Annotated in this window: 19 protein-coding genes and 1 pseudogene; 7 read left to right on the forward strand and 13 right to left on the reverse strand. The window is 38.3% G+C overall.

Annotated features, from left to right (window positions below):
* Nucleotides 1–42 precede the first annotated feature (42 nt).
* The 4 genes from B7E06_RS14100 to B7E06_RS14115 are packed head-to-tail and all read right to left on the reverse strand — an operon-like array spanning nt 43 to nt 4,464.
* Nucleotides 43–1,212: a Gfo/Idh/MocA family protein gene (locus tag B7E06_RS14100; protein WP_082234600.1), complete on the reverse strand. Its 1,170-nt coding sequence runs from the start codon at nt 1,210–1,212 to the stop codon at nt 43–45.
* A 13-nt stretch (nt 1,213–1,225) separates the two neighbouring features.
* Entirely contained in the window at nt 1,226–2,389 is a 1,164-nt protein-coding gene (locus tag B7E06_RS14105) for a substrate-binding domain-containing protein (RefSeq protein WP_082234601.1), read from the reverse strand.
* A 52-nt stretch (nt 2,390–2,441) separates the two neighbouring features.
* Complete coding sequence (locus tag B7E06_RS14110; RefSeq protein ID WP_082234602.1) at nt 2,442–3,614, reverse strand: Gfo/Idh/MocA family protein; 1,173 nt, start codon at nt 3,612–3,614, stop codon at nt 2,442–2,444.
* 25 nt (nt 3,615–3,639) lie between these two features.
* Nucleotides 3,640–4,464 carry a sugar phosphate isomerase/epimerase family protein gene (locus B7E06_RS14115; RefSeq protein WP_082234603.1) on the reverse strand — a complete coding sequence of 275 codons (825 nt, stop codon included), beginning with the start codon at nt 4,462–4,464 and terminating at the stop codon, nt 3,640–3,642.
* 1,034 nt (nt 4,465–5,498) lie between these two features.
* Between B7E06_RS14115 and B7E06_RS22425 the strand changes: the two are divergent.
* Together B7E06_RS22425 and B7E06_RS14125 are read left to right on the forward strand one after the other, a co-directional pair.
* Nucleotides 5,499–5,825, forward strand: a pseudogene (locus B7E06_RS22425) (homoserine O-acetyltransferase/O-succinyltransferase family protein); the annotation flags it as partial.
* Nucleotides 5,826–5,987: 162 nt separating this feature from the next.
* Nucleotides 5,988–7,478: an alpha-amylase gene (locus B7E06_RS14125; protein ID WP_082234605.1), complete on the forward strand. Its 1,491-nt coding sequence runs from the start codon at nt 5,988–5,990 to the stop codon at nt 7,476–7,478.
* Here the strand turns inward: B7E06_RS14125 and B7E06_RS14130 are convergent.
* From B7E06_RS14130 to B7E06_RS14170, 9 genes are all read right to left on the reverse strand, one after another.
* A complete protein-coding gene (locus tag B7E06_RS14130; protein ID WP_082234606.1) occupies nt 7,475–7,717 on the reverse strand; it encodes a hypothetical protein in 243 nt (80 codons plus the stop codon). The genes B7E06_RS14125 and B7E06_RS14130 overlap by 4 nt on opposite strands.
* Before the next feature lie 246 nt (nt 7,718–7,963).
* On the reverse strand, nt 7,964–8,230 hold the full coding sequence (locus tag B7E06_RS14135) for a phosphocarrier protein HPr (protein WP_082234607.1): 267 nt from the start codon (nt 8,228–8,230) through the stop codon (nt 7,964–7,966).
* Nucleotides 8,231–8,278: 48 nt separating this feature from the next.
* Nucleotides 8,279–9,724, reverse strand: coding sequence for a glycoside hydrolase family 1 protein (locus tag B7E06_RS14140; RefSeq protein ID WP_082234608.1), 1,446 nt, complete (start codon nt 9,722–9,724; stop codon nt 8,279–8,281).
* Between the two features lie 12 nt (nt 9,725–9,736).
* Nucleotides 9,737–11,050, reverse strand: a complete 1,314-nt coding sequence (locus tag B7E06_RS14145; protein WP_082234609.1) for a PTS sugar transporter subunit IIC — start codon at nt 11,048–11,050, stop codon at nt 9,737–9,739.
* 3 nt (nt 11,051–11,053) lie between these two features.
* On the reverse strand, nt 11,054–11,365 hold the full coding sequence (locus tag B7E06_RS14150; RefSeq protein ID WP_082234610.1) for a PTS sugar transporter subunit IIB: 312 nt from the start codon (nt 11,363–11,365) through the stop codon (nt 11,054–11,056).
* 14 nt (nt 11,366–11,379) lie between these two features.
* A complete protein-coding gene (locus B7E06_RS14155) occupies nt 11,380–11,697 on the reverse strand; it encodes a PTS lactose/cellobiose transporter subunit IIA (RefSeq protein ID WP_281249094.1) in 318 nt (105 codons plus the stop codon).
* A gap of 138 nt (nt 11,698–11,835) precedes the next feature.
* Complete coding sequence (locus B7E06_RS14160) at nt 11,836–14,547, reverse strand: sigma-54-dependent transcriptional regulator (RefSeq protein WP_082234612.1); 2,712 nt, start codon at nt 14,545–14,547, stop codon at nt 11,836–11,838.
* A gap of 315 nt (nt 14,548–14,862) precedes the next feature.
* Complete coding sequence (locus tag B7E06_RS14165) at nt 14,863–15,048, reverse strand: hypothetical protein (protein ID WP_082234613.1); 186 nt, start codon at nt 15,046–15,048, stop codon at nt 14,863–14,865.
* Nucleotides 15,049–15,133: 85 nt separating this feature from the next.
* Nucleotides 15,134–15,856, reverse strand: a complete 723-nt coding sequence (locus B7E06_RS14170) for a Type 1 glutamine amidotransferase-like domain-containing protein (RefSeq protein WP_082234614.1) — start codon at nt 15,854–15,856, stop codon at nt 15,134–15,136.
* A gap of 717 nt (nt 15,857–16,573) precedes the next feature.
* On the opposite strand from B7E06_RS14170, the gene B7E06_RS14175 reads away from it, so the two are divergent.
* The 5 genes from B7E06_RS14175 (at nt 16,574) to B7E06_RS22250 (ending at nt 21,615) form a co-directional block, all read left to right on the forward strand.
* Complete coding sequence (locus tag B7E06_RS14175) at nt 16,574–18,127, forward strand: NTTRR-F1 domain (RefSeq protein ID WP_082234615.1); 1,554 nt, start codon at nt 16,574–16,576, stop codon at nt 18,125–18,127.
* A gap of 640 nt (nt 18,128–18,767) precedes the next feature.
* On the forward strand, nt 18,768–19,232 hold the full coding sequence (locus B7E06_RS14180) for an ImmA/IrrE family metallo-endopeptidase (protein ID WP_082234616.1): 465 nt from the start codon (nt 18,768–18,770) through the stop codon (nt 19,230–19,232).
* A gap of 222 nt (nt 19,233–19,454) precedes the next feature.
* Nucleotides 19,455–19,679, forward strand: a complete 225-nt coding sequence (locus tag B7E06_RS14185; protein WP_179134061.1) for a tyrosine-type recombinase/integrase — start codon at nt 19,455–19,457, stop codon at nt 19,677–19,679.
* 80 nt (nt 19,680–19,759) lie between these two features.
* Nucleotides 19,760–20,074: a tyrosine-type recombinase/integrase gene (locus B7E06_RS14190; protein ID WP_082234618.1), complete on the forward strand. Its 315-nt coding sequence runs from the start codon at nt 19,760–19,762 to the stop codon at nt 20,072–20,074.
* Nucleotides 20,075–20,514: 440 nt separating this feature from the next.
* Nucleotides 20,515–21,615: an NTTRR-F1 domain gene (locus tag B7E06_RS22250; protein ID WP_082234619.1), complete on the forward strand. Its 1,101-nt coding sequence runs from the start codon at nt 20,515–20,517 to the stop codon at nt 21,613–21,615.
* The last annotated feature ends 342 nt before the right edge of the window (nt 21,616–21,957 follow it).

Consider the following 21,957-nt stretch of genomic DNA (forward strand, 5'->3'; position numbering starts at 1 on the left):
TACAGCCCCTTTGCTTTGCGTAAAGCAAGTAAAGTTTTTATTTCATATAGATAAAGACTTTGTGATTTCCCATTGATTGTTAGCTGCAGAACGAAGAATAGCATCGCTTACTTCACTAATCCTATGACCTTCTAAGAAACTTGGTTGACAGGATGTATCCTGCTGGAGAGCTTGTAGAAAGTCGTGCATCTCCACCATTTTTACTTCACTATAGCCGATACCTAATCCTGGAATTGGCCACAGTCCATCTCCGTATGGATGGGCTGCCCCTGTATAAATTGTTTTATAACCGCGACGGTCATCAGGATCTTCCGAAAAACAAACCTGCAGCTCGTCTCTCCTTTCATAGTTAAAATAAAGAGAGCCTTTTTCCCCGTGAATTTCAAATGTCAAATAATTGTGACGACCCCAGGCGTTTCTTGTAGCTTCCAAACTTCCAACTGCTCCATTTTCAAAACGGAGCAGTGTCATCAGCTGATCATCTACATCGACGGAGCCTTTTTTACAACTATCTCCTTTAATGTTTCCAAGAGAGTCTGTACCTGCATCTTGAATGGGCCGCTCTTTAACCCATGTTTTTGTCATCGCCATGACCTGTTCGATATCGGCTACTAAATAATGCGCTAAATCAATAATGTGGGTACCGATATCACCTAGTGCACCAGATCCGGCTGATGATTCCTGGAAACGCCAGGAAAGTGGAGAGTCAGGATGGGCGGACCAATCCTGTAAATATGTGCCGCGAAAAGAGAGAATACGGCCAATTTCTCCATCTTCAATGTATTTTTTAGCTAGTGCAACAGCTGGCGTTTTCCGGTAATTAAAAGCTACCTGGTGCTTCACTCCCGCTTTCTCTACAGCACGCAACATTCGCCTTGTTTCTTTAGAATTTCTACCAAGTGGCTTTTCACAAATGATATGCTTTCCGGCTTCGGCCGCTGCTATAGCCATTTCCTCATGCAGATGGTTTGGGGTAACAATGTCAACAATATCTATCTCTTTATCGTCTATAATCTCTTGCCAGCTATCCGTATAAGAAGCAAACCCCAGTTTGTGAGCAGCCCCCTTTGCCGATTCCATTGACACATCTGCTATTTTGTATTTTTCCAGAATGATACCATCATCAAAAAACATAGGTGCTGCTGTCATAGCGAGTGAATGCGCCTTCGCCATAAACCCGCCGCCAATCATTCCTACCTTTAGCTTTTTCATGATCAAAACCCCCTCACTTTTTTTCCATTTCTCCTCGAATCTCTGGTGGCACTTCCTCGTTATACACTAGCTCCCATGATTCAAGCAGGTTATTTCGCGTTACTTCTAGAGGTGGAACCGCAACATAAGGAGGTGCTTCCTTATCTAACAGAGCGTATCCGGCAAGAATAGCTTCTGTCACTCCCTGATCATAAGGGAGCTGCGCACCGATACCTTTAACATTTTGATCACGTGCCATATCAAGGGCTACCCCTGAACCTAGGTCGATTGTAGTAATAACCAGGTCTTTCAATACTGCCGAACGAGCAGCCGCCAAGGCTCCTTCTGCCGGTACGTCCCACACTACAAATAACCCATCCAAATCAGCATTCCGAGTTAACATGGCGTTGGCCACTCGTTCTCCATCTTCTGGCTCCCCTATCCCTTCACGTTCGACAATTTTAATGTCAGGATATTCTTCGTTGATTGTCTTTTCAAAAGCCTCTACCCGCTGTGCCGTTACAAAATAGTCAGCATCATGATAAATGACCCCTATTTCCCCTTCTTCTCCTAGCTCCTCTGCCATGCTATGAGCAGCAATGACACCATTTCCATAGTTATCCGCAGAGACAACGCTTACATAATCCTCTCCAGGAGAAAACCCTTTCGGTACATTGTCCATAAATACCAGTTCAACACCAGCCTCTTCTGCCTTTCGGTATGCACTGGCTGTGGACACTGGGTCTACTGGTACACTGATGAGAACATCCGGGTCTCTTGCTAGCAATGTTTCGATATCAGAGGCCTGTTTCTCTACGCTAAATTGTCCATCTGTAACCGCTATAACCTCAACTCCCATTTTTGCGAAAGTCTGCTTCAACCCATCAATCTGTGCTCGGGACCAGTCATTTCCTGCATAATGCATCGCTATAGCTGCTGTATAGTCTCCCTCACTGATCTCTTTCGCTTCCTCCACAGTCAGTTCAAGAGTATGAGCAGATACCGCCTCTTCTCCGTGAGGTCCTTCGCTATATATTTTTGATTCCGGGATATCAGGGTTAATCGTGATCGGTTCTGTAGCAACATCCATTTCTATATCTTCTGAGATTACCTCGTCACTGCTGCCTTTTTGTGCACTACATCCAGCCACTAAAAGTGTGATTAGTACAAACAATCCTGTAACGAACTTTAATCTCATATTTCTTTCCCCCTTTTAATCCAAAGTGAAATACTTTGAGTTATAGGAGAAATCATTTTACCTTCTCCCATCTGCGTGACTCTGCGGAAGCTAACACAGCTTCACATACTTGGTCCACCTTATAAGCCTCATTAAATGAAGTAGAAGGCTGTTTTTTATCAGCAATCGCTTTCAAAAAATCGTAGCTTTCAATTGTTTTCAATTCACCATATCCAATATTCATACCAGGAATATTCCATGTTACTTCCCCATAAGAATGAGCAGGTCCCGTATAAATCGTTTTAAATCCTCGACGGTCCTCCGGGTCTTCTGAGAAACTTACCTGGAGTTCATTTAAACGCTCGTAATTGAACAGGATCGAACCCTTCGTACCATGAACTTCTACAGTAATATAATTATTTCGTCCCCAAGCATTCCGAGTAGCCTCTATACTTCCAACAGCTCCATTTTTAAAATTGACAAGAAACGATGCCTCATCATCTACATCCACCGGTTCTTTTGCTGCGTCAGGATCTACTTTCACAGTTCCAAGCAGGTCTGCTCCACCCTCCTGTACAGGTCTTTCCTTAATGAAGGTTCTAACGTTTGATACTACCTCTTCAATATCTCCGGCTAAGTACTGCGCTATATCTATAACGTGAGTCCCAATATCTCCTAATGCCCCTGCTCCTGCATATTTCTTCTGAAATCTCCAGGACAAAGGTGAATCTGGATCTGCGCTCCAGCTTTGCAAATAGGTTGTACGAATATTGAGAATGTCGCCAATAGAACCATCTTCGATCAGTTTTTTAGCTTGAACAACTGCCGGTACACGGCGGTATTGGTAAGCACACATTGCGATAATACCATCGGATGATACTTGCGCTGCTGCGTCTGCCATAGCTTTTGCGTCTTCAGGATTGTTTGAGATAGGCTTCTCACAAAGTACGTGCTTACCTGCTTCTAATGCAGCTATAGAAATTTTCGCGTGTGAATCATTCGGGGTACAGATACTTACTGCATCAATTTCCGGGTCATTAATAATGTCATGCCAGTCAGTCGTCCATTCCTTGAAACCAAAACGATCTTTGGCATCCTTTGCTGTTTCCTCATCTATGTCACATACGGTTTTCAGCTCTGGAGAAGCCGGTGCAGGCCAAAATAGCTTTGGTACGTTAGAGTAACCTACAACGTGTGCCTTCCCCATAAATCCAGCACCAATAAGACCAATTTTTATATTTTTCATTATAATTCTCTCCTTTACCTAATTATTAAGTATTTTTATTTAATGAAGTATTTTTCAGAAATTGATAGGATACTTTACATGCTTCAACAGGATCACCATCATAACCGTCGATCTCTACCAGCCAATCACCTGTATACGATTGTTCCTCAAGAAAGTCAATAATACCGAGGAGATCTATAATTCCAAGCCCTAACGGTACAAAACCTTCACCATCCCAGTCTTTCAAATGGATATAGGGAATTCGGTCTCTGTACTTTTTGATAATTTCTAATGGGTCACCGCCGCCTGCCGCTAGGTGCGCAAGATCAGGACAAAACGCTATAGATGAGCAAGAAAAAAGCTGATCAATTTGTTTTGGTGATTCAATCATGGAACCTAAGTGCGGATGATAACTTGCAATTAACCCTTCTTGGGACACTATAGATTCTGCCTCAGATAATGATGCTGCCAATCGTGATATGTCTTTTTGCTCTCCACCCGAAGCTCGAACCGCCCCACCACCTAGCACGAGATGCTTCGCTCCTGCTTCAGCTGCAATTCTTGCTGTACGCTGAATGCGCCACAGTTCGTCCTGCCATGCATCTTCATAAATAAAATTTGCGCCAGCGTACACCCCATAGAGTGAAAGCCCCATTTCCTGAAGTTTTGCTTTAAGCTCTTTAGGATGACTTGCAAATTGATCCAGGTTGCCATCGAACATTTCCACACCGTTGAACCCCTGGCTCTGGATTTTCCGAAAAACTTCTTCATCCTTACACATAGTTTCATAGCGTACGTCTTTAATACTAGTTACTCCGCCGCCTGAACCTACTAAAGGACCAAATGCATTAGTCATATAACCAACATTCATTTTTTACCTCCTTTTTTTACGTAAATAAATAAATTAAATCGCTTACATTTAGTAATTTAACACTCTATGAAAACGTAGTCAATTATTTTTCGTAAAATTTGCGCAAATAAAGCGATATATTTTACAGAACCTCGAGTTTCAGTCTTTAAAATATACCTATCTAATTTTGATTCTGTTTTTTACGTAAATAATATAAATTAAAAAAGACTACCTCCTGGGTTAAGAAGTAGACTTTATTCATACATTAGACAGCTTCATAGATAACTCTTACCTCATTCCTCCTATTCCCTGATTAAGTTAAATACTTCAATATAAAAAGTGAACTAAGGGAAATAAAGGTGAATTTAGATATATATTTTTATGACCTTATTCAGTAGAACCAATCAATTCATAACTTGAAGGATCTCTACGCTGCCAGTCACGATTACAACATTTGATCACTACCTAAGAATACCCACAAAAGTTGATATAATAGCATTCTCTGAATTGTTTATAGGATATAATAGGAACTAAAATGAAGGCTGTTGACGGATTCGGTCAACAATTCGTCAACAAACAAGTGTTTCTTTTTATATAAAGCCATTATGTCAATTGTGGATTATATTAGTGGAACTACAGCATGCACTTCACATGATTTGTCTAAGGTCCTCCTTTTAATCGCATTTAATCGCATTTAATCGCATTTAATCACTTTTAATTACACTGTACTTTCAGTGATACTAACAAAAGGAAACAAGTTTTCATCCTATGATTTTTATTCCCAGTTTACCTTTACGTGGTCAAATGTGTGACCACGTGACCGCAGTATAACCGCACTTATTCGTGTTGCTAAACTAAAATCAAAATTCGGACCCAATATTAAAATCGCCCCGGTAAGAAAAATAGGTAGTCCTATAATTTTTAGTATAGTCAACGTATCACCCTTCCTCCCATCATCCTTACAAGTCTTCAATAAATCTACCCTAAATAGTGAGAAGATAGCGATTTCACTATTAGGATCACCCCCTTAAATTGATTAGTTACATAATCACAGATTTGACGGAATGATTATTACAAGGGCTCCTATTGAGCACTTTCAGTTTGAAAAATTCCCATATTGGGAAAATATGATCATGGATTGGGCGGAGGAAGATGTAATGTCTATCCTTCATATATGTGGGGTGCTCAAGCTACACTTTACCATCATTTTGATATCGATAAATTTGCCTTTGAGGAAAGATGTTCTAATATTTTTCACCATAGAATTTTTAATGGTCACAGAGACATTAAGCTTTTTGTTCAAGGTTGGTAAACACATTATAGCGACTGGACATTTAGATACGATAGGGAGATCCCTAAGGAAGAATATAAGTGCGATTTAGACAGAGAGTTAAGTGTAAAAATTACCCGCACAATATTTTTTAAATAATGGCGCTCTCACGCTCATTTATTTATTTTCAAATTGACTCAATTATTATAAGTATCAGGAGACACCATACGAGTAGAAATGAGAGAGACAAAATTAGTGAAATGAGGAAGATACCATGGAACGTAATCACACGATGATGCAATTTTTCGAATGGCACTTGGCAAACGACGGTGACCATTGGAATCGTCTAGCCCTGCTAGCAAGTGAATTAAAAGAGCATGGCATTGATGCTTTATGGATCCCCCCCGCAACAAAGGGTATAAGCCAGGAAGATAATGGCTACGGGATATATGATGGTTACGACTTAGGCGAGTTTGATCAAAAGGGTACAGTACGAACGAAATACGGAACAAAGCAAGAACTCTTAGAAGGCATAGTCGCTTGTAAAAATGCAGGAATTCAAGTTTACTCAGATATTGTCATGAATCATAAAGCCGGTGCCGATGATACGGAGCGCTTTGAAGTGATCGAAGTAGATCCTAATGATAGAAATAAAGTTGTCTCTGAGCCCTTTGAAATCGATGGATGGACAAAGTTTTCATTCCCTGCACGAAATGGCAAACATTCCTCCTTTCAATGGTCCCATCACCATTTTAATGGCACGGACTATGATGCCAACGAGGATAAAATTGGAATTTATCAAATATTGGGAGACAATAAACGTTGGAATAGTCATGTCGATAATGAATTTGGAAACTATGATTATCTCATGTTCGCTAACATTGATTACCATCATCCAGCCGTACAAGCTGAAATGATTTATTGGGGTGAATGGTTTATTAACACAACCAAGTGCGACGGTTTTCGGATAGATGCGATTAAACATATTAATCATAAATTCATCTCTGTTTTTGTTCATACCATGCGTTTGAAATTCGGAAAAGATTTTTACTTTGTCGGTGAGTTTTGGAACACAGACCTGGAAGCGTGTCAAAACTTTTTAAACTATGTAGATTACGAAATTGATTTATTTGATGTAGGTCTTCATTATCACTTTCACGAAGCTTCGCTAGCTGGTCGTAATTATGATTTAAGTAAGATTTTTGAAGACACCCTTGTGGGTACTCATCCAACGAACGCAGTGACATTTGTTGATAATCATGATTCGCAGCCTCAAGAAGCCTTGGAGTCCTGGGTGGAAGACTGGTTCAAACCTTTGGCATACGCCCTCATCCTCCTTCGTAAAGATGGTTATCCATGCGTGTTTTACGGAGACTATATTGGTATAAATGGTGAGAATCCGATCCAAGGTAAAAAAGATATGATTGATCCAATCTTAGATGCAAGATATCATTTCGCATACGGTGACCAAAAAGACTATTTTGATCATGGAAATACGATTGGCTGGGTAAGAAAAGGCGTCTCGGACATTCCAGGGTCAGGGTGTGCCGTAGTCATGACTAATGGTGATGATGGAAAAAAACGCATGTATGTAGGAAAAAAATTCGCTGGACAAATCTGGATAGACCTAACAGGAAATCATCCCTCACGCGTAAAAATTACAAAGGACGGCTTCGGTCAGTTCCGTGTGAAAAGTGCCACCGTTTCTATATACGTTAAAGAGAATGCATTAGAAGAACAAAAGCGCGTCCCAAGCATCGATTAGTCTCTTGGGGCGTCTTTCGCTATGTGCATCGTGCCATCACAAAAAGGACACCCCCCTTCCACTTGTTCTCCTTTTTCAAAATCAACGACAACAAAATCAGGAACCTCATCGGTTTTATAGAACATGAACGTCTCTATTTCTTCCTTATGGGTAGCTGCAAGGAGACGTACCGTGTAAGTCTGTCTCCCTGTAACTTGTTCATCATCAAGCCAAGTAAGATTTGGGATTTCAGTAAACAAGTCTGGTGATAGTGCACCAGCAGAGGAGCAAACTCTTTGTTACAGATTTGCCCCCTATTAAGGAATACTCAAATTCAAGATTTAATAAGAAATTATTTATAATGGATAAAAATAACCCCCTTGCAAAAGATGGCCCTTGCAGGGGTTATTTTCGTCAATATGATTCTTACTTTGACACATTAGAGAAACAGAAAAGACGTCCTAATAAATAGGACGCCATGCATAGCAATATGAACTCTCTATCTCTTATACACCTAGTTCTTCTTTATCCATTATTCGGTCAATACTTTCTAAAACTTGTAATTCATCACTTCCTTTTGCTATGACTTTTACCTTAGCTCCATGTGGTATGCCTAAAGACATAATCCCCATGATTGATTTTAAGTTCACTTGTTTATCTTCATATACTAAAACAACTTCTGAAGTAAATCCACTTACAGATTCAACTAATTGTGTTGCTGGACGCGCATGTATACCTACTTGACTTTTAATTGTATAGATTTTCTCGCTCATAATTTAATCTCCACTCTTATAATTATTTTTTCGAATAGGCTATAAATCTTATTCTAAATTTTCTCCATTTATATTGATCACTTTTTTATACCAATAAAAACTATCTTTTCTATAACGTTTTAATTCCTTCAGATCTTTATCATTTCTGTCTACATAAATCAATCCGTATCTCTTTTTAATACCTTCTCCCACACTGACTACATCGATAGCCGACCACGGACAGTAGCCCATTAACTCTACTCCTTCGCTAATCGCTATCTGACATTCTTTTATATGCTCTCTAAGATACTCAATTCTATAGTTATCATGAATCTTTCCATCTTCAGTTAATTCTTCCTCGGCTGCACATCCATTTTCAGTGATAATTAAAGGAACATTATATTTTTCATATAAATCTCTTAGAGTGGCTCTTAGCCCAATGGGGTCAATAACGCGAAACTCTCCTTGATTAATGTGGGGATTAACTACTTCCTGTGCAATTCCTACTTGTTTCTCACGAGCGATTTTTTTCATAAAACTCTTACTTACATTATATTTCTCTGCTACTTCTGCTGGCACACTATAAAGCTCTTCCCCTTCAGGGAAATATCGCATAGTATGCCCACCGTAATAGTTAAACGCAAGGAAATCAGGCTTAGCATTTTTAAATAGTTCTAAGTCCCCTTCTTCCAGGGTAGGTGCTATGTCTCTTTCTTCAAGAAAAGCCCACAAAGCTTTTGGATAATATCCTTTATATAGAGGATCAAGCGTTAATCCACTACGAAGTAAATCGTAATCCCGAGCAGCGACCACATCAATCGGATCAGGTGATGCAGGATAGATGATTGTAATACTAGGTGCCGAACTAATCTTAGCTTCCGGTAAAAGTTCATGACATGAAATCATAGCTTTTGCCTGTGCTAAAGTCATGTGATGACCCATTTGGAACCGTTGTTTATCGTCTTTTATTTCTCCTCCCAGCATATGACCTCCAAAGACAATTCTTGTATTACCCTCATTGTTTGTAAGCCAGTATTGTACTCTATCTCCATATCTTTCAAAGAGAGTACGACTATAGCGATCAAAATCTTCAATACTTTTCCTAGATGCCCACCCTCCGTATTGTTCAATCAAAGCAGAAGGCATTTCAAAGTGGAAAATTGTTACTAAGGGCTCGATGTTGTATTTTAGACATTCATTAATGACATCATCATAATGTTGTAATCCTTTTTCATTCGGTTCTTTGTCATTTCCATTAGGAAAAATTCGGGACCATGAAATTGAAAACCGGTAAGTTTTAAATCCCATCTCAGCAAAAAGAGCAATATCTTCTTTATATCGATGATAGTGATCAATTGCTACTTTAAAGTCTGTCGATCCTTTAGCAGAAACTTGATCATCCATAATTGTAGGCCCCTTACCGTCTTGATCATAAGCCCCTTCGACTTGAAAAGCCGAGGTGGATCCTCCCCACAAGAAGTCTTTTGGAAATGGTTTTAATTGTTTATGTTCCATATAACTTTCCTCCTAGTTACTTGCTACTGCTAAATTTTCATTTTCACTCTCATCCTTACCTTTATCCGCTTTATCTTCTTCTTTACATCTATTCTTATCTAATTTCTTAAAGAAAGGATAATAACAAACGATCGTGACACCAATCATTAAAAGTTGAAATAAAACTAGTAGAATGCCGCCCTGTACAAATGCAGAGAAAAGTACTGGTGTTCCTGTTGGAAGAAATACACCAATAGGGGTGGGAATTATACCGGAAACTGTTGCTAAATAAGCACAAGTGATAGTTACTATAGGTGTAAATATGAAAGGGATCGCTAGAATTGGATTAAGTACAATTGGTACTCCAAAAATAATGGGTTCATTAATCGAGAATAATGAGGTAGGCAATGAAAGCTTGCCTACAGCCTTTAATTGTTTACTCTTTGCTTTGAATGCCATAAGCAAACATAATCCCAATGTACAACCGCCTCCACCAATTAATGAATAAAGAAAACGGAATGCCCAGGAAATTACAAATGGTAAAGGCTCTCCTGCTTGAAAGGCAGCTAAATTAGCTAAATCCATAGATAATAATAATGGTTTAGCAACAACGTTTGTAACCATTGAACCGTGAATACCAAATAGCCACAAAATATTTGAAACTGTGACGAAAAATAGAAGCCCCCAATAGGATCCCCCTATATATTGCATTGGAATTTGCAAGTAAGTATAAATAAATTGATGGATGCTTCCAAAGCTCGTTGCGTCAAATAACGCTGATATTATAGTAAATAAGGCTACTATAATAATTCCTGGTAATATAGAAGCAAAAGTTTTTTGAACGGTTGGTGGGACACTTTCCGGCATTTTAATTACTAAATTACGGTTTACAATCTTCATATAAAAGTAAGTTGAAAGTACACCGACAATCATAGCTACAAAGAGACCTTGCGCACCTAACCATTCAAAAGGTAAGTATTGTGCTTCCTCAATAACCTTAAACGGAGTCAAAATTAGAAAGGACATAAGTGAGATTGTGCCTGCAGCCAAAGAGTCATGATCATGAGCCTCCGCTAATCTATAAGCCACGAAAAAAACAATATAAAGTGACATAATTTTAATCGTAAGGTTAGCTGGCAATCCTAAAGCATCCTTAATTCCTATGCTTGTTATAAAATTTTGATAAGGTTCAAATGGCATACTTGAAAGTATGATTGAAATTGCTCCAATCATTAAAATCGGAAGACTGGCCATAAGTCCGTTAGAAACAGACATTAGGTATTTATTGTTTTGAATAGTATCTGCTATCGATAACATCTTATCTTGATTAAATTTTTTTAACTTCATTGTTTATCCCTCCATGAGTGATAAAGCATCCTGTAAGATTTTTTCGCCATTTAACATTCCATAATCAGCCCCATTTATTACTTCCACCTTTATTCCTTGAGGTTGGTACTCATCTTTAAAACTCTTTAATTTATAGCTAATTTGTGGCCCTAGTAGTATCACATGGGTATCCTTTGAAGATTTTTTCAAAGAACTTTCCGGTACGGCTTCAATATGGGCTTCAATTCCCTTGTTATTCGCAGATTCCTGCATTTTTTTTACTACCATTGAAGTTGAAAGTCCTTGATTACATACTAGAGTAATTTTTTTGGTCATAATTTTAATCCTCCTTAGTTTTTAACTCTTCTATTTTCCTTAATAATTTCAATCATTTCTACAGCTAGGTCTCTTACTGTCATAGCATTCATTAAATGATCCTGAGCATGTACCATTAAAATTGTAATGGGATAACTTTCGCCACGCGCTTCTTCTTGGATTAATTCTGTTTGAATTGAATGGGCACAATGAAGGGATTCATTTGCTTGGTCGAGAAGACTTTGGGCAGTATCATAATTTCCTGCTCTAGCCTCTGCAATTGCCTTCATACTAAAACTTCTTCCTGTTCCTCCATTAGAGATGATCCCCATAACTTTTTGTTCATAATTCAAAGAAATTCCTCCTTTCATTATTTTTATTTGCTCTCACTACCAATACATGCAAAATCCATGCCAACACACATACAAAAAAGAGTATATGAGAAGTTTTTCTCTCATACACTCTACAGAGAGTTATATTCTAACAAGTAGTTAAACCTCTATGTTACCCCGTTTTTCCTCCATTTGTTTTAAATACATCTTAATAATATAATAAATATCATTTAGCTCAATTTTTATTTTATATTTCAAAAAAGATCGGTCAAAAATCATCTGTGTTCTTTGAATTAAAACTGTGTTATTTATAATCTCTTCTTCACTTTCTAAAAACTTAACACGCTCCTCCCCCTTCTTTATTCGTTCAAATAAACCACATAAATGTAGAGAAAAGCCAATCAATACATTCAAATCGTATCTTACATTAAGAAACTTCTCCATTTCATGATTAAAATGCATAATATCCGCAATTAAATCTTTAACCTTAATACCAGGTATCTCCACATGCTGCTCCATAAACTCTGATAAATGGAGGTAGGTAGTAGCATCCTTAATTAAACTATTAATATCTTTCAATGATTCCATATTTAGTACACTGTACAAGTTAAACTGAGGTATGTCCGTAGTGATTTTAAAAGAACTTACTATACAAATAACTTTATATTCTTCCTCTATCGCTTTGATTCTTTTTGTTATACTTTCTTCTCCTACAATATTTACGGGTAAAACCTCTAAATCAGCTTGTTTATAATTTAATTTATTCTCCAGAATTTCCTTTATAGTGTTTGCTGTACCTTCTCCTGTTAAACAAACAGTTAATATAGCCAGCTTCTTCTCTCTGGAATTTTGTTCTGCCTCTATCGTCTTATTTGGACGTTCATTTTGATTAAGTTTTTTAATATCCTCATACAATTCTTCCAAAGAATAGCCTAGCATAGCTTTTCGAGTTGCTTCTAATACATGGATCGTACTTACGCGAGAAATAGACCTTGTTTTAATACCTAAATCCTTCTCTATTTCACTAGCAAAAGTAGTTAGGGATCCCATATCGACAAGAAAAAGTGTATCTAACTTTCTCTTATCTTTTCGAAGTATTTCCTTCAATCTTTCCAATACTTCTTGTGGTCTCTCATCAAGTCGCGCATTAACAGGAATAGCATATGACGTATTAAGTAACTCATTAGCCGTTGCCACCAAGGATGAGGCAGTCCCGCTGCCATGAGTCAGAACTATTACTCTAGTTTTATTATCGTTATACTGACTTTCATATTCATCATAAACGAAAAATAAGGTTATAAAACCTGCTTCATCCTCTGGTATATTAGTATCAAAATGTTCATTCATCATCTCTATACATTCTAAAGCTACTTGAAAAACACCCGGATATTGAAGCTTAATTTGCTCAAGTCTCGGATTGTAAATTGGAAGCCCTAGTTGAAGACGTTCCAGCATGTTAGATATATGAATAGCGAAAGCATAAAAAACTTTTTTTCCCCAGTTTGTATTCAACCTTTTTTCACTAAATTTAATAAGCTTTTTAGTCAATTCTAAGGTGTCTTCAGATATTATGAATTCTAAGCGATTATTATTGTGGGACCTGTGAGAGACAAAGTTGGTAAAATAATTATCTATATCTTTTTCCATTTCTTTTTCAATCTCATTCATTTCTATCTTTTCTTCTTCCAACATATGAAGTTTCTTATCAATCATCTTATAGATAGTTTCACCTGGAAGTGGATACTCCATTTGTTTCTCAAAGGTTTCAGCATTATATTCAAAAAATCTTTCTTTAATATTATTTAGACTAACCCATAGCTTTCTATGTTCTACCTGCGTATATAGACCATTTAATATATGTGAAGGTAAATCTGTAGTAGTAATAATAATCTCTTTTTTCTTTTTGATAATAAAATCGGCATATGCCTTAGCACATACTATTTGGACATCTGATTTTAATTGACCTATGTTGTTTTCACAGCGATAGCTTAAAAAAGCACGAATAGAGTTAACACTTACTTTTATAGTAGTTTTTAATCTACCAGATTCCTGTTTTAAAAACATACTTATTAAATGAAATCTTTCTTCTAATGTTCGATTGTCTAAGTTAGGAATCGTTAGAGTCATGGGGATCCTTCTAGTAAAAGCCCTTAGCAAACTGGAAGATGGATCCTCCGTTGTAGCTGCAATAATAAGTACTTGGGATTTCCTTTCTTGTTCAGTTTCTCCTAACCTTCTAAATACTCCTTTATCAATATAGGTAAATAGAATTTCTTGTCCCTCAGGTGGCAGACGATGTACCTCATCAAGAAATAATATTCCCTCATGAGCTTGCTCAATGAAGCCTTTTTGATCGCTTTCAGCCCCAGTATAGGCTCCTTTCTTTCGTCCAAATATTTGTGAAACAAGCAATTGGGGATTATTGGCGTAATCAGCGCAGTTAAAGGAAATAAAGGGTGCTTCTCCATTTAATTTACCAATTTCAACTGCATAGTCATACATTAATTCTGCCATCATTGATTTCCCTACACCGGTCTCTCCTAGAAACAACATGTTCATACCAAATGGTGGATAAAGGATCGCTGCCTTTCCTTTTTCTACTATCGAAAACATGGAAGGATTCCCTCTTGCAAAAAAATCTAGTTTGGTTGTGCCGAAATCTAACGACCTGCCTGGCTCGATTGGTTCAAATAAAACTGGTTTCTTCTTTGATTTCTTTAGTCGTCCTTCTTTTACCAACATGTTTAAATCACGACTTACATTACTCCTATCTATCTGTAAATACTCACTAATCTCTTGAGCCGTAATACCTTTCCTCTTAGATTCATAAAGATCTTTCAAAGTTGACTCAATCAGTTGTATACGTTTCATAATTATCCCTTCAATACTGGTTAGTTTTACTACGGGTTAGTATGCGTTTTCATTATTAAATATAAGTATAACAAAACAATAATAGTAAGTTTACCCACCAATAAATGTATGTATATAGTAGTTAAAAGATAGTATACATTCCGACTAATAACTTAGAGGGCTGTTGAAGGCACCTTAATTAAGGTGCCCTCAATAATTTAAAACCCTGTTAAATCAAGCATTTCTGGTTTGGGACAGAAATAATATATCCTGCCCCAAGTGTTAATCACGGTCTTTATTCTGTTAAATGCCCCCATTAATTGAACAAGTTTCTTGTTAATCCAAATCATCCTCAAGGAAGGAATTTTTCTTTTTTCTAGTATCTTGCATCCCATATTTCTTTTCAAGATATTGACCGATTATAGAGCTGTTAATCCCTCTTCTGACTGCCGTTTCAATAATTATATAAAGAATAAATAGACCGATTAGATAAAATATTATAGTTAATCCAATGCCACCCATTAAGTAGAACCCCCATATTCATATTTAATAAACAGACCTTCTAATGTAAACTTCCCGATAGCAGCCCGTACCCAGCTATCGCCCCCTATTCCGGAAGACCTGAAATCGAGATATTTATAATTAACATACCTCCCATCTTTGTATTAATGATCATTAGAGTAATACATAAATTGCATATCTTTTTTTTACCATCTTTAAATTTATAGGCTTCTTTGCTGATGACTTGGCGATATGATTCGGTAACATGAATAGCTCCTCCATCTGAAAGAGCAATGAACGCATTGTCTTCACCTTTAGAGTACTCACATAATAATTCTTCATCAGTGTGATCATAATGACACCATAAACGATTACTGTGTATAAGATTTAAAGGGTTATAGCCACTTATACCTTTCTCTTTTGTCGTATGAGTAACATCACTTCCAAAAATTATTGCCCCTGCACTCTGTCCGAAGATAGTGCCTCCCCAGTCATAATACTGTCTTAAAACATTATCGAAGTCACTATTCTTTATAGTTTTTAATAAAGTTAATGTACTTCCTCCACTAAAGTAAATAGCTGAAAAGCATTTCAATTCATCTAACGTTCTATGATTGAGATCTGTCCACATCGTAACCTCTTTAACACCTAAGTGTTCAAGTATGCTTTTTATGTAATCAAGGCTCATATGATGCGGTCTATATTTCGCATCACCGGCCAGAGGTATATAAAGTATAGGTTTATTTTTCTCAATAGTCTCTACAAGAAACTCATATACTTTTAAATTTTGTTTAGAACTTCCACCACCAGACAAAATTAAATCTCCCATATTACTCCCCTTACCTAAAGAATCCTCCCTGGGACTTCCACTACCTATTTTATACAATTACGTCCATTCTTCCGTCTCAAGCAAAAAAGGAAGTTTACTTAAGTCTTACGTAATCGCTCCCTTTAACGGAACAAAGAACATTATCCACTATTCTTAAATTGCTTACTTATCTGAAGACACAGTTTCAATATAGAAAGCAAGTAATACCATCGCCACTAAATTAAGCTGCTACCATCACATAACGTTCGAATTAATGGTTAAGCTTGGGGATATAATGTACTAAAGTTATTTTTCAGTAGCAGGGGGAGATATTACGAAACATGTAGCAGGGGCAATCTATATATCGTGCAGTATTATCCTATTTTACTTTGGAGGCTTTGAAGATTTCATACCATCTACTAATATGGACTTATGGATTTATCTACTTTTCTTTATTGGTCTAGGATACGTTGTTTTTGGTATAGTAGATGACTACAATCGAAGAAATCGTAATAAGTAGACGACACTCATTGAATTGGGTGTCTTTTTCATTCTGTCTCAACTTTGCCTTTTAGAGCTTACAGCCAGCTCTCCTCATCTATCGATTCACCTAAAATTTAAGTTACCTTTTTCTAGCTTACTGGTTTTCCAGCATTCTGGGGTACCATCCATTCCTTTACAGAGAACCAAGCATAAAATAAGAGGAGATGGAAAGCAGATAAAAAGGAGGTGAATGATATGACTATTATTAATCGAATCACGAATGGAGGATTTGAAACAGGGACCCTTGCTCCTTGGATTAGTTTAAATGCCTCTGTCACTTCAGCTGCAAGTCATACGGGGACTTCTAGTGTCCTTTTATCCCCTCCAAGCAGCACAGCTATACTCTATCAGATTTTCCCTGTTAGTGAAGGGGAAAACTTTGAGTTTTTTGCTTCCTTGGTCAGAACGAACGGGAATCCCAGCCCTCAACTGTTAATCACTTTGACGTACTATAATGAAAATTTCAATCCCTTGGCCACAGGGTTAACAATCAATATACCGGGGGGGAGACTTTCGGCAGTTGGAGAGTGGTTAGAAGTTTATGGGACTTCTTCTCCTGCACCGCCAGGAGCTGTTAACGGGTTATTATTGATCCAAAAACTTCCGCGATCAGGAGGATCTAACGTCTATGTTGATGATGTAGCTTTACTAACGGTTGAAGGTGGAGAACCAACGGGAGCAACTGGACCAACAGGAGCCACCGGAACGACCGGACCAACCGGGCCAACGGGAACCACTGGACCAACGGGAGTTACAGGACCGACAGGAGCCCCAGGGCCAACTGGACAAACCGGAGCCACAGGAGTAACGGGAGCAACCGGGCCAACGGGAGTCACTGGACCTGCTGGCCCTTCCACCCCTAGTTCTGTTAATCGCATTTATGTAGCAAACCTAATCAGTAACAATGTATCTGTCATTAATGGAAATACAAATACTGTCATCACGACGGTACCAGTGGGTAGGAACCCTTTTGGAGTAGGCGTGAATCCTATCACGAACCGCATTTATGTAGCAAACCAAGGCAGTAACAATGTATCCGTGATCGACGGAGGGTCTAATGCCGTTATCGCTACGGTACCCGTGGATAGTGTCCCTTCTGGAATAGGCGTGAATTCTACCACAAACCGCATTTATGTAACAAACCAAGGCAGTAACAATGTATCCGTGATCGACGGAGGGTCCAACACCGTGATCGCGACGGTACCAGTGGGGGATGCCCCAATTGGAGTAGGCGTGAATCCTACCACGAACCGCATTTATGTAGCAAACGAATTCAGTAACAATGTATCCGTGATCGACGGAGGGTCTAATACCGTTATCGCGACGGTACCAGTGGGGTTTATCCCATTTGGAGTAGGCGTGAATCCTACCACGAACCGCATTTATGTAGCAAACGAAGCCAGTAACAATGTATCCGTGATCGACGGACTGTCCAATAGTGTCATCGCGACGGTACCCGTGGATAGTGTCCCTTCTGGAGTAGGCGTGAATCCTACCACGAACCGCATTTATGTATCAAGCAGTACCAGTATCAATGTATCCGTGATTGACGGACTTTCCAATAGCGTCATCGCGACCGTTCCAGTGGGGACTAACCCTGAAGGAGTAGGTGTGAATCCTTTAACAAATGGGATTTATGTAGCAAACTATAGCAGTAACAATGTTTCCGTCATTAGCGGAAATACAGATACGGTCATTGCTACTGTTGGTGTAGGCACCAATCCAGTTGGAGTAGGTGTGAATCCTTAACTAAAAGTTTGTGGCTTTTCCTTGCCAACTCCCACCTCACCACTTACTCATAATTGTTTAATCCCCCTATTCATCAACGAAGAGGGGATTACATACTTCATCATCTTTTCTTTAGGGCTTCTTTTAATAAGATATTGACTACCTCTGAAACATTTTTCTATTCATTAAGAGCTTGTAAACGGATCGCTTCATGTATGGATTCATCTAATTTTTCTGTTTTAATTTCCACTTGAACATCTAATAATAATGGATGCATCAAAGTTCCCCTCTCTTAATTTAGATTATATTGTTATTAAGAAATTTGTAACAAGAAATAAACACTTAGAAATCCTCATCTCCAAGAAATAAATCTGGAGGACGAGAGTTATCATTTCGTGGTACCCCCACAGTTTGCTGATAGGCTGACAACCTTCAAACTATCTCTATTATCTCGAAACTGAGTCTTCCATAAATCTGCCCTTATCCGGAAGACTCAATCTCAAGATAACTATATCTGGGACAAAAAAACCGACCTTCTTCACCATATTCTTACTCGTAAATTTAAATAGAAATATTTTAGGACAAATCCTTCAACTAAATTACTTTTCACGTTGATAAACAGAACATTTGTTCGTATAATGTCAACAAGGTAGGTGATTTCATGAAATTTCCGGAATACACTACATCAGCACTAGAGGATTGGTTATCTAATTGGTACATCAATAGAAATTTTCAGTACCCAGCCGATCTTGACTTAAACTATATAGCAATGAGATATAACATTTCTATCAACTATAAGCCTATTCAGTCACGTTATACTAGATTTGGAAATTACAAAGAAATAATTCTTAACACTAATTTAAAAAAATCTACTCAAAGAGAACATTTTTTTCATGAACTTTGTCACGCAATACGTCATGTAGGTAAGCAATCCATGATGCCAGAGGCGTTTAGAGAGCTCCAAGAAAGAGATGCTAAACATTTCACCTTATATGGTGCCCTGCCCTATCATATGATCAGTAATTACGACATAAACGATCCAGACTTAATTGAAAGGTGGTCACAAGATTTTAAGGTTAGTCAAGAATTATGTGAAGAACGGTTAAAGCAAATCAAGAGAAGATAATATCATCGGCAAACTAATATTGTACCGCGGATCAAGAAGCTTATGAGCTATGTTACTGGTAAGGAGGTTAAAATTATGGCGAGCTACGAACGTAGGGGAAAGGATTCTTATTTATTAACTGTTTAATTAGGTTATGACGGTAAAGGAAGGCGTAAAAGAAAACGGAAGACCATTCAAGTTGACGAAGCGTTACTTAAGACCAAGCGAAAACTGGAAAACCATTTGAATGATGAATTAGTGAAATTCAAAATTGAAGTAGAAGCAGGAGAATACATTTCCCCCGGCAAACTTAAGTTAAAAGACTTTATAGTGGACTGGGAAACAAAATACGCAAAGAGGAACTTAGGCGATCAAACGCTTGAAGCTTATAAAGGAAACCTGAAGAACCATATCCTCCCTAACTTTGGAGAGCAACGTGTAGATCAAGTTAAAGCCATACACGTGTAAACTTTTTAAGTGATTTAGAACAAAACTCCGGACTGTCACAGGGCACCATTCAATACATTTATAGGGTTTTTCGGAATGTTATGCAACGAGCGCAGGATTGGGAATTAATTAAAAAAAACCCTTTAGCTTCAGTAAGTAAGCCAAAAGATAAGAAAAGGCGTAAAGTAAATGTATTCGAGCCTGAGGAAGTCCACCAATTGTTTGAAGCAGCCATTGATCAACCTCGTCACTGGAGAGTTTTCTTATCATTAGCTTTAGCTTGCGCTATGAGAAGAAGCGAATTACTTGCTTTAGAATGGAACCAGATTGATTTAAATGAAGGAACTATAGAAGTTTCTCAAGTTATTACCAGAGGAGAAAAAGGTAGACCTGTTCTAAAAGAACCGAAAATCTGAAACATCAATTAGAATTATTTCGCTTCCTAAATCTGTTGTATTGGATTTAAAAACTTTTAGAACCGAATGGATGATAGGGAGAATGAAGGTTGGAGACCTTTGGACTGAAAAAGAGCACGAATTTTTATTTTGTAATGAAAATGGCCACCACTTTTATCCAACTACCCCAACTACCTGGTGGCGCCGCTTCACGAAAAAAGCTGGGGTTCGATTTATTAGACTCCATGATTTAAGNACGACACTCATTAAATTGGGTGTCTTTTTCATTCTGTCTCAACTTTGCCTTTTAGAGCTTACAGCCAGCTCTCCTCATTTATCGATTCACCTAAAATTTAAGTTACCTTTTTCTAGCTTACTGCTGGGGTACCATCCATTCCTTTACAGAGAACCAAGCATAAAATAAGAGGAGATGGAAAGCAGATAAAAAGGAGGTGAATGATATGACCATTATTAATCGAATCACGAATGGAGGATTTGAAACAGGGACCCTTGCTCCTTGGATGAGTCTTAATGCCTCTGTCACTTCAGCGGCAAGTCATACGGGGACTTCTAGCGCTCTCTTATCCCCTGCAAGTAGTACGGCTCTACTCTACCAGACTTTTTCAATAAGTGAAGGGGAAAACTTTGAGTTCCTTGCTTCCTTGGCCAGAACGAACAGGAATCCCAGTCCTCAATTATTAATCACTTTGACGTACTATAATGAAAATTTAAATCCCTTGGCTACAGGGTTAACAATCAATATACCGTGGGATAGACTTTCGGCAGTTGGAGAGTGGTTAGAAGTTTATGGAACTTCTTCTCCTGCACCAGCCGGCACAGCTATCGGGGTTTTATTGATTCAAAAGCTTCCGCGATCGGGAGGCTCTAGCGTCTATGTGGATGATGTGGCTTTACTAACGGTAGAAGCTATAGGCCCTACTGGACCCCGAGGAGCCACCGGATCGACTGGGCCGACGGGACCCACTGGATTCACAGGACCGACAGGAGCAATGGGACCAACCGGATCGACGGGGGCAACAGGAGAAACAGGACCAGCCGGACCGACAGGGCCAACAGGGGAAACAGGACCACCCGGAGCCACAGGATCCCAAGGGCCTCGAGGAGAAACAGGATCTCTAGGACCATCAGGACCAGGAGTAACACCTGCTTTTGGTTCGTTATATGGAGTTGATTCCGCTAAAATTCCCCAACTAGGACGACGAATTGTTTTTGATTTTCCAGGACCCTATCAAAATACTGCAGTTATTCCAGGAACAAATTTTATACGAGTGCTTGTCAGAGGAACATATGAGATAACTGCAAGTCTGGAACATATTAATTCGAATGGAAGTTTCGTTCGATATGAAATCTGGAAAAATGACCTCATTCCAATTCCAGGTTCAGAATTTACTTCACAAGCAAATGGAAGTGTATCTATAAGTAAAACTATTCAAGTTGATATGGGTAGTTCTGATTTTTTGACAGTGGTTCCAATTTTCATAAGCTTAGCCGGCACCGCCCAGTATTCCGCTCCAACATTAACAGTAAATCGAATTGGATGACAAATAAAAAATTCGAGAGCATTAATCTTAAAAAAAAAGAAAAAATTGACTGATAAAAATTCAATTATCCCCAAATTAGATGATCGTCCATAAGTCTCCTCCTTACAAGGACCTGGCACCATCTTATGCAAGTGACTAGGAAAAGAACGGGAAATGGGCATAAAAATTGCTTGTTCTTTCAAAATTAAGCAGGAGTAAGGAAGGAACGCAAAAGAGTTTCTTTATAACTGAGGTCTTGAGGAAGATTGTTCAGATCTCTAAAGGAAATGACTGACCTCCTATTAAAAGAGAAGCCTCTCAAAAGTTTATATAACTCTTGAGAGGCTTTTAGATTTAGTAAAA

It is taken from the genome of Halobacillus massiliensis, assembly GCF_900166625.1.
GTDB lineage: Bacteria > Bacillota > Bacilli > Bacillales > Halobacillaceae > Halobacillus_A > Halobacillus_A massiliensis.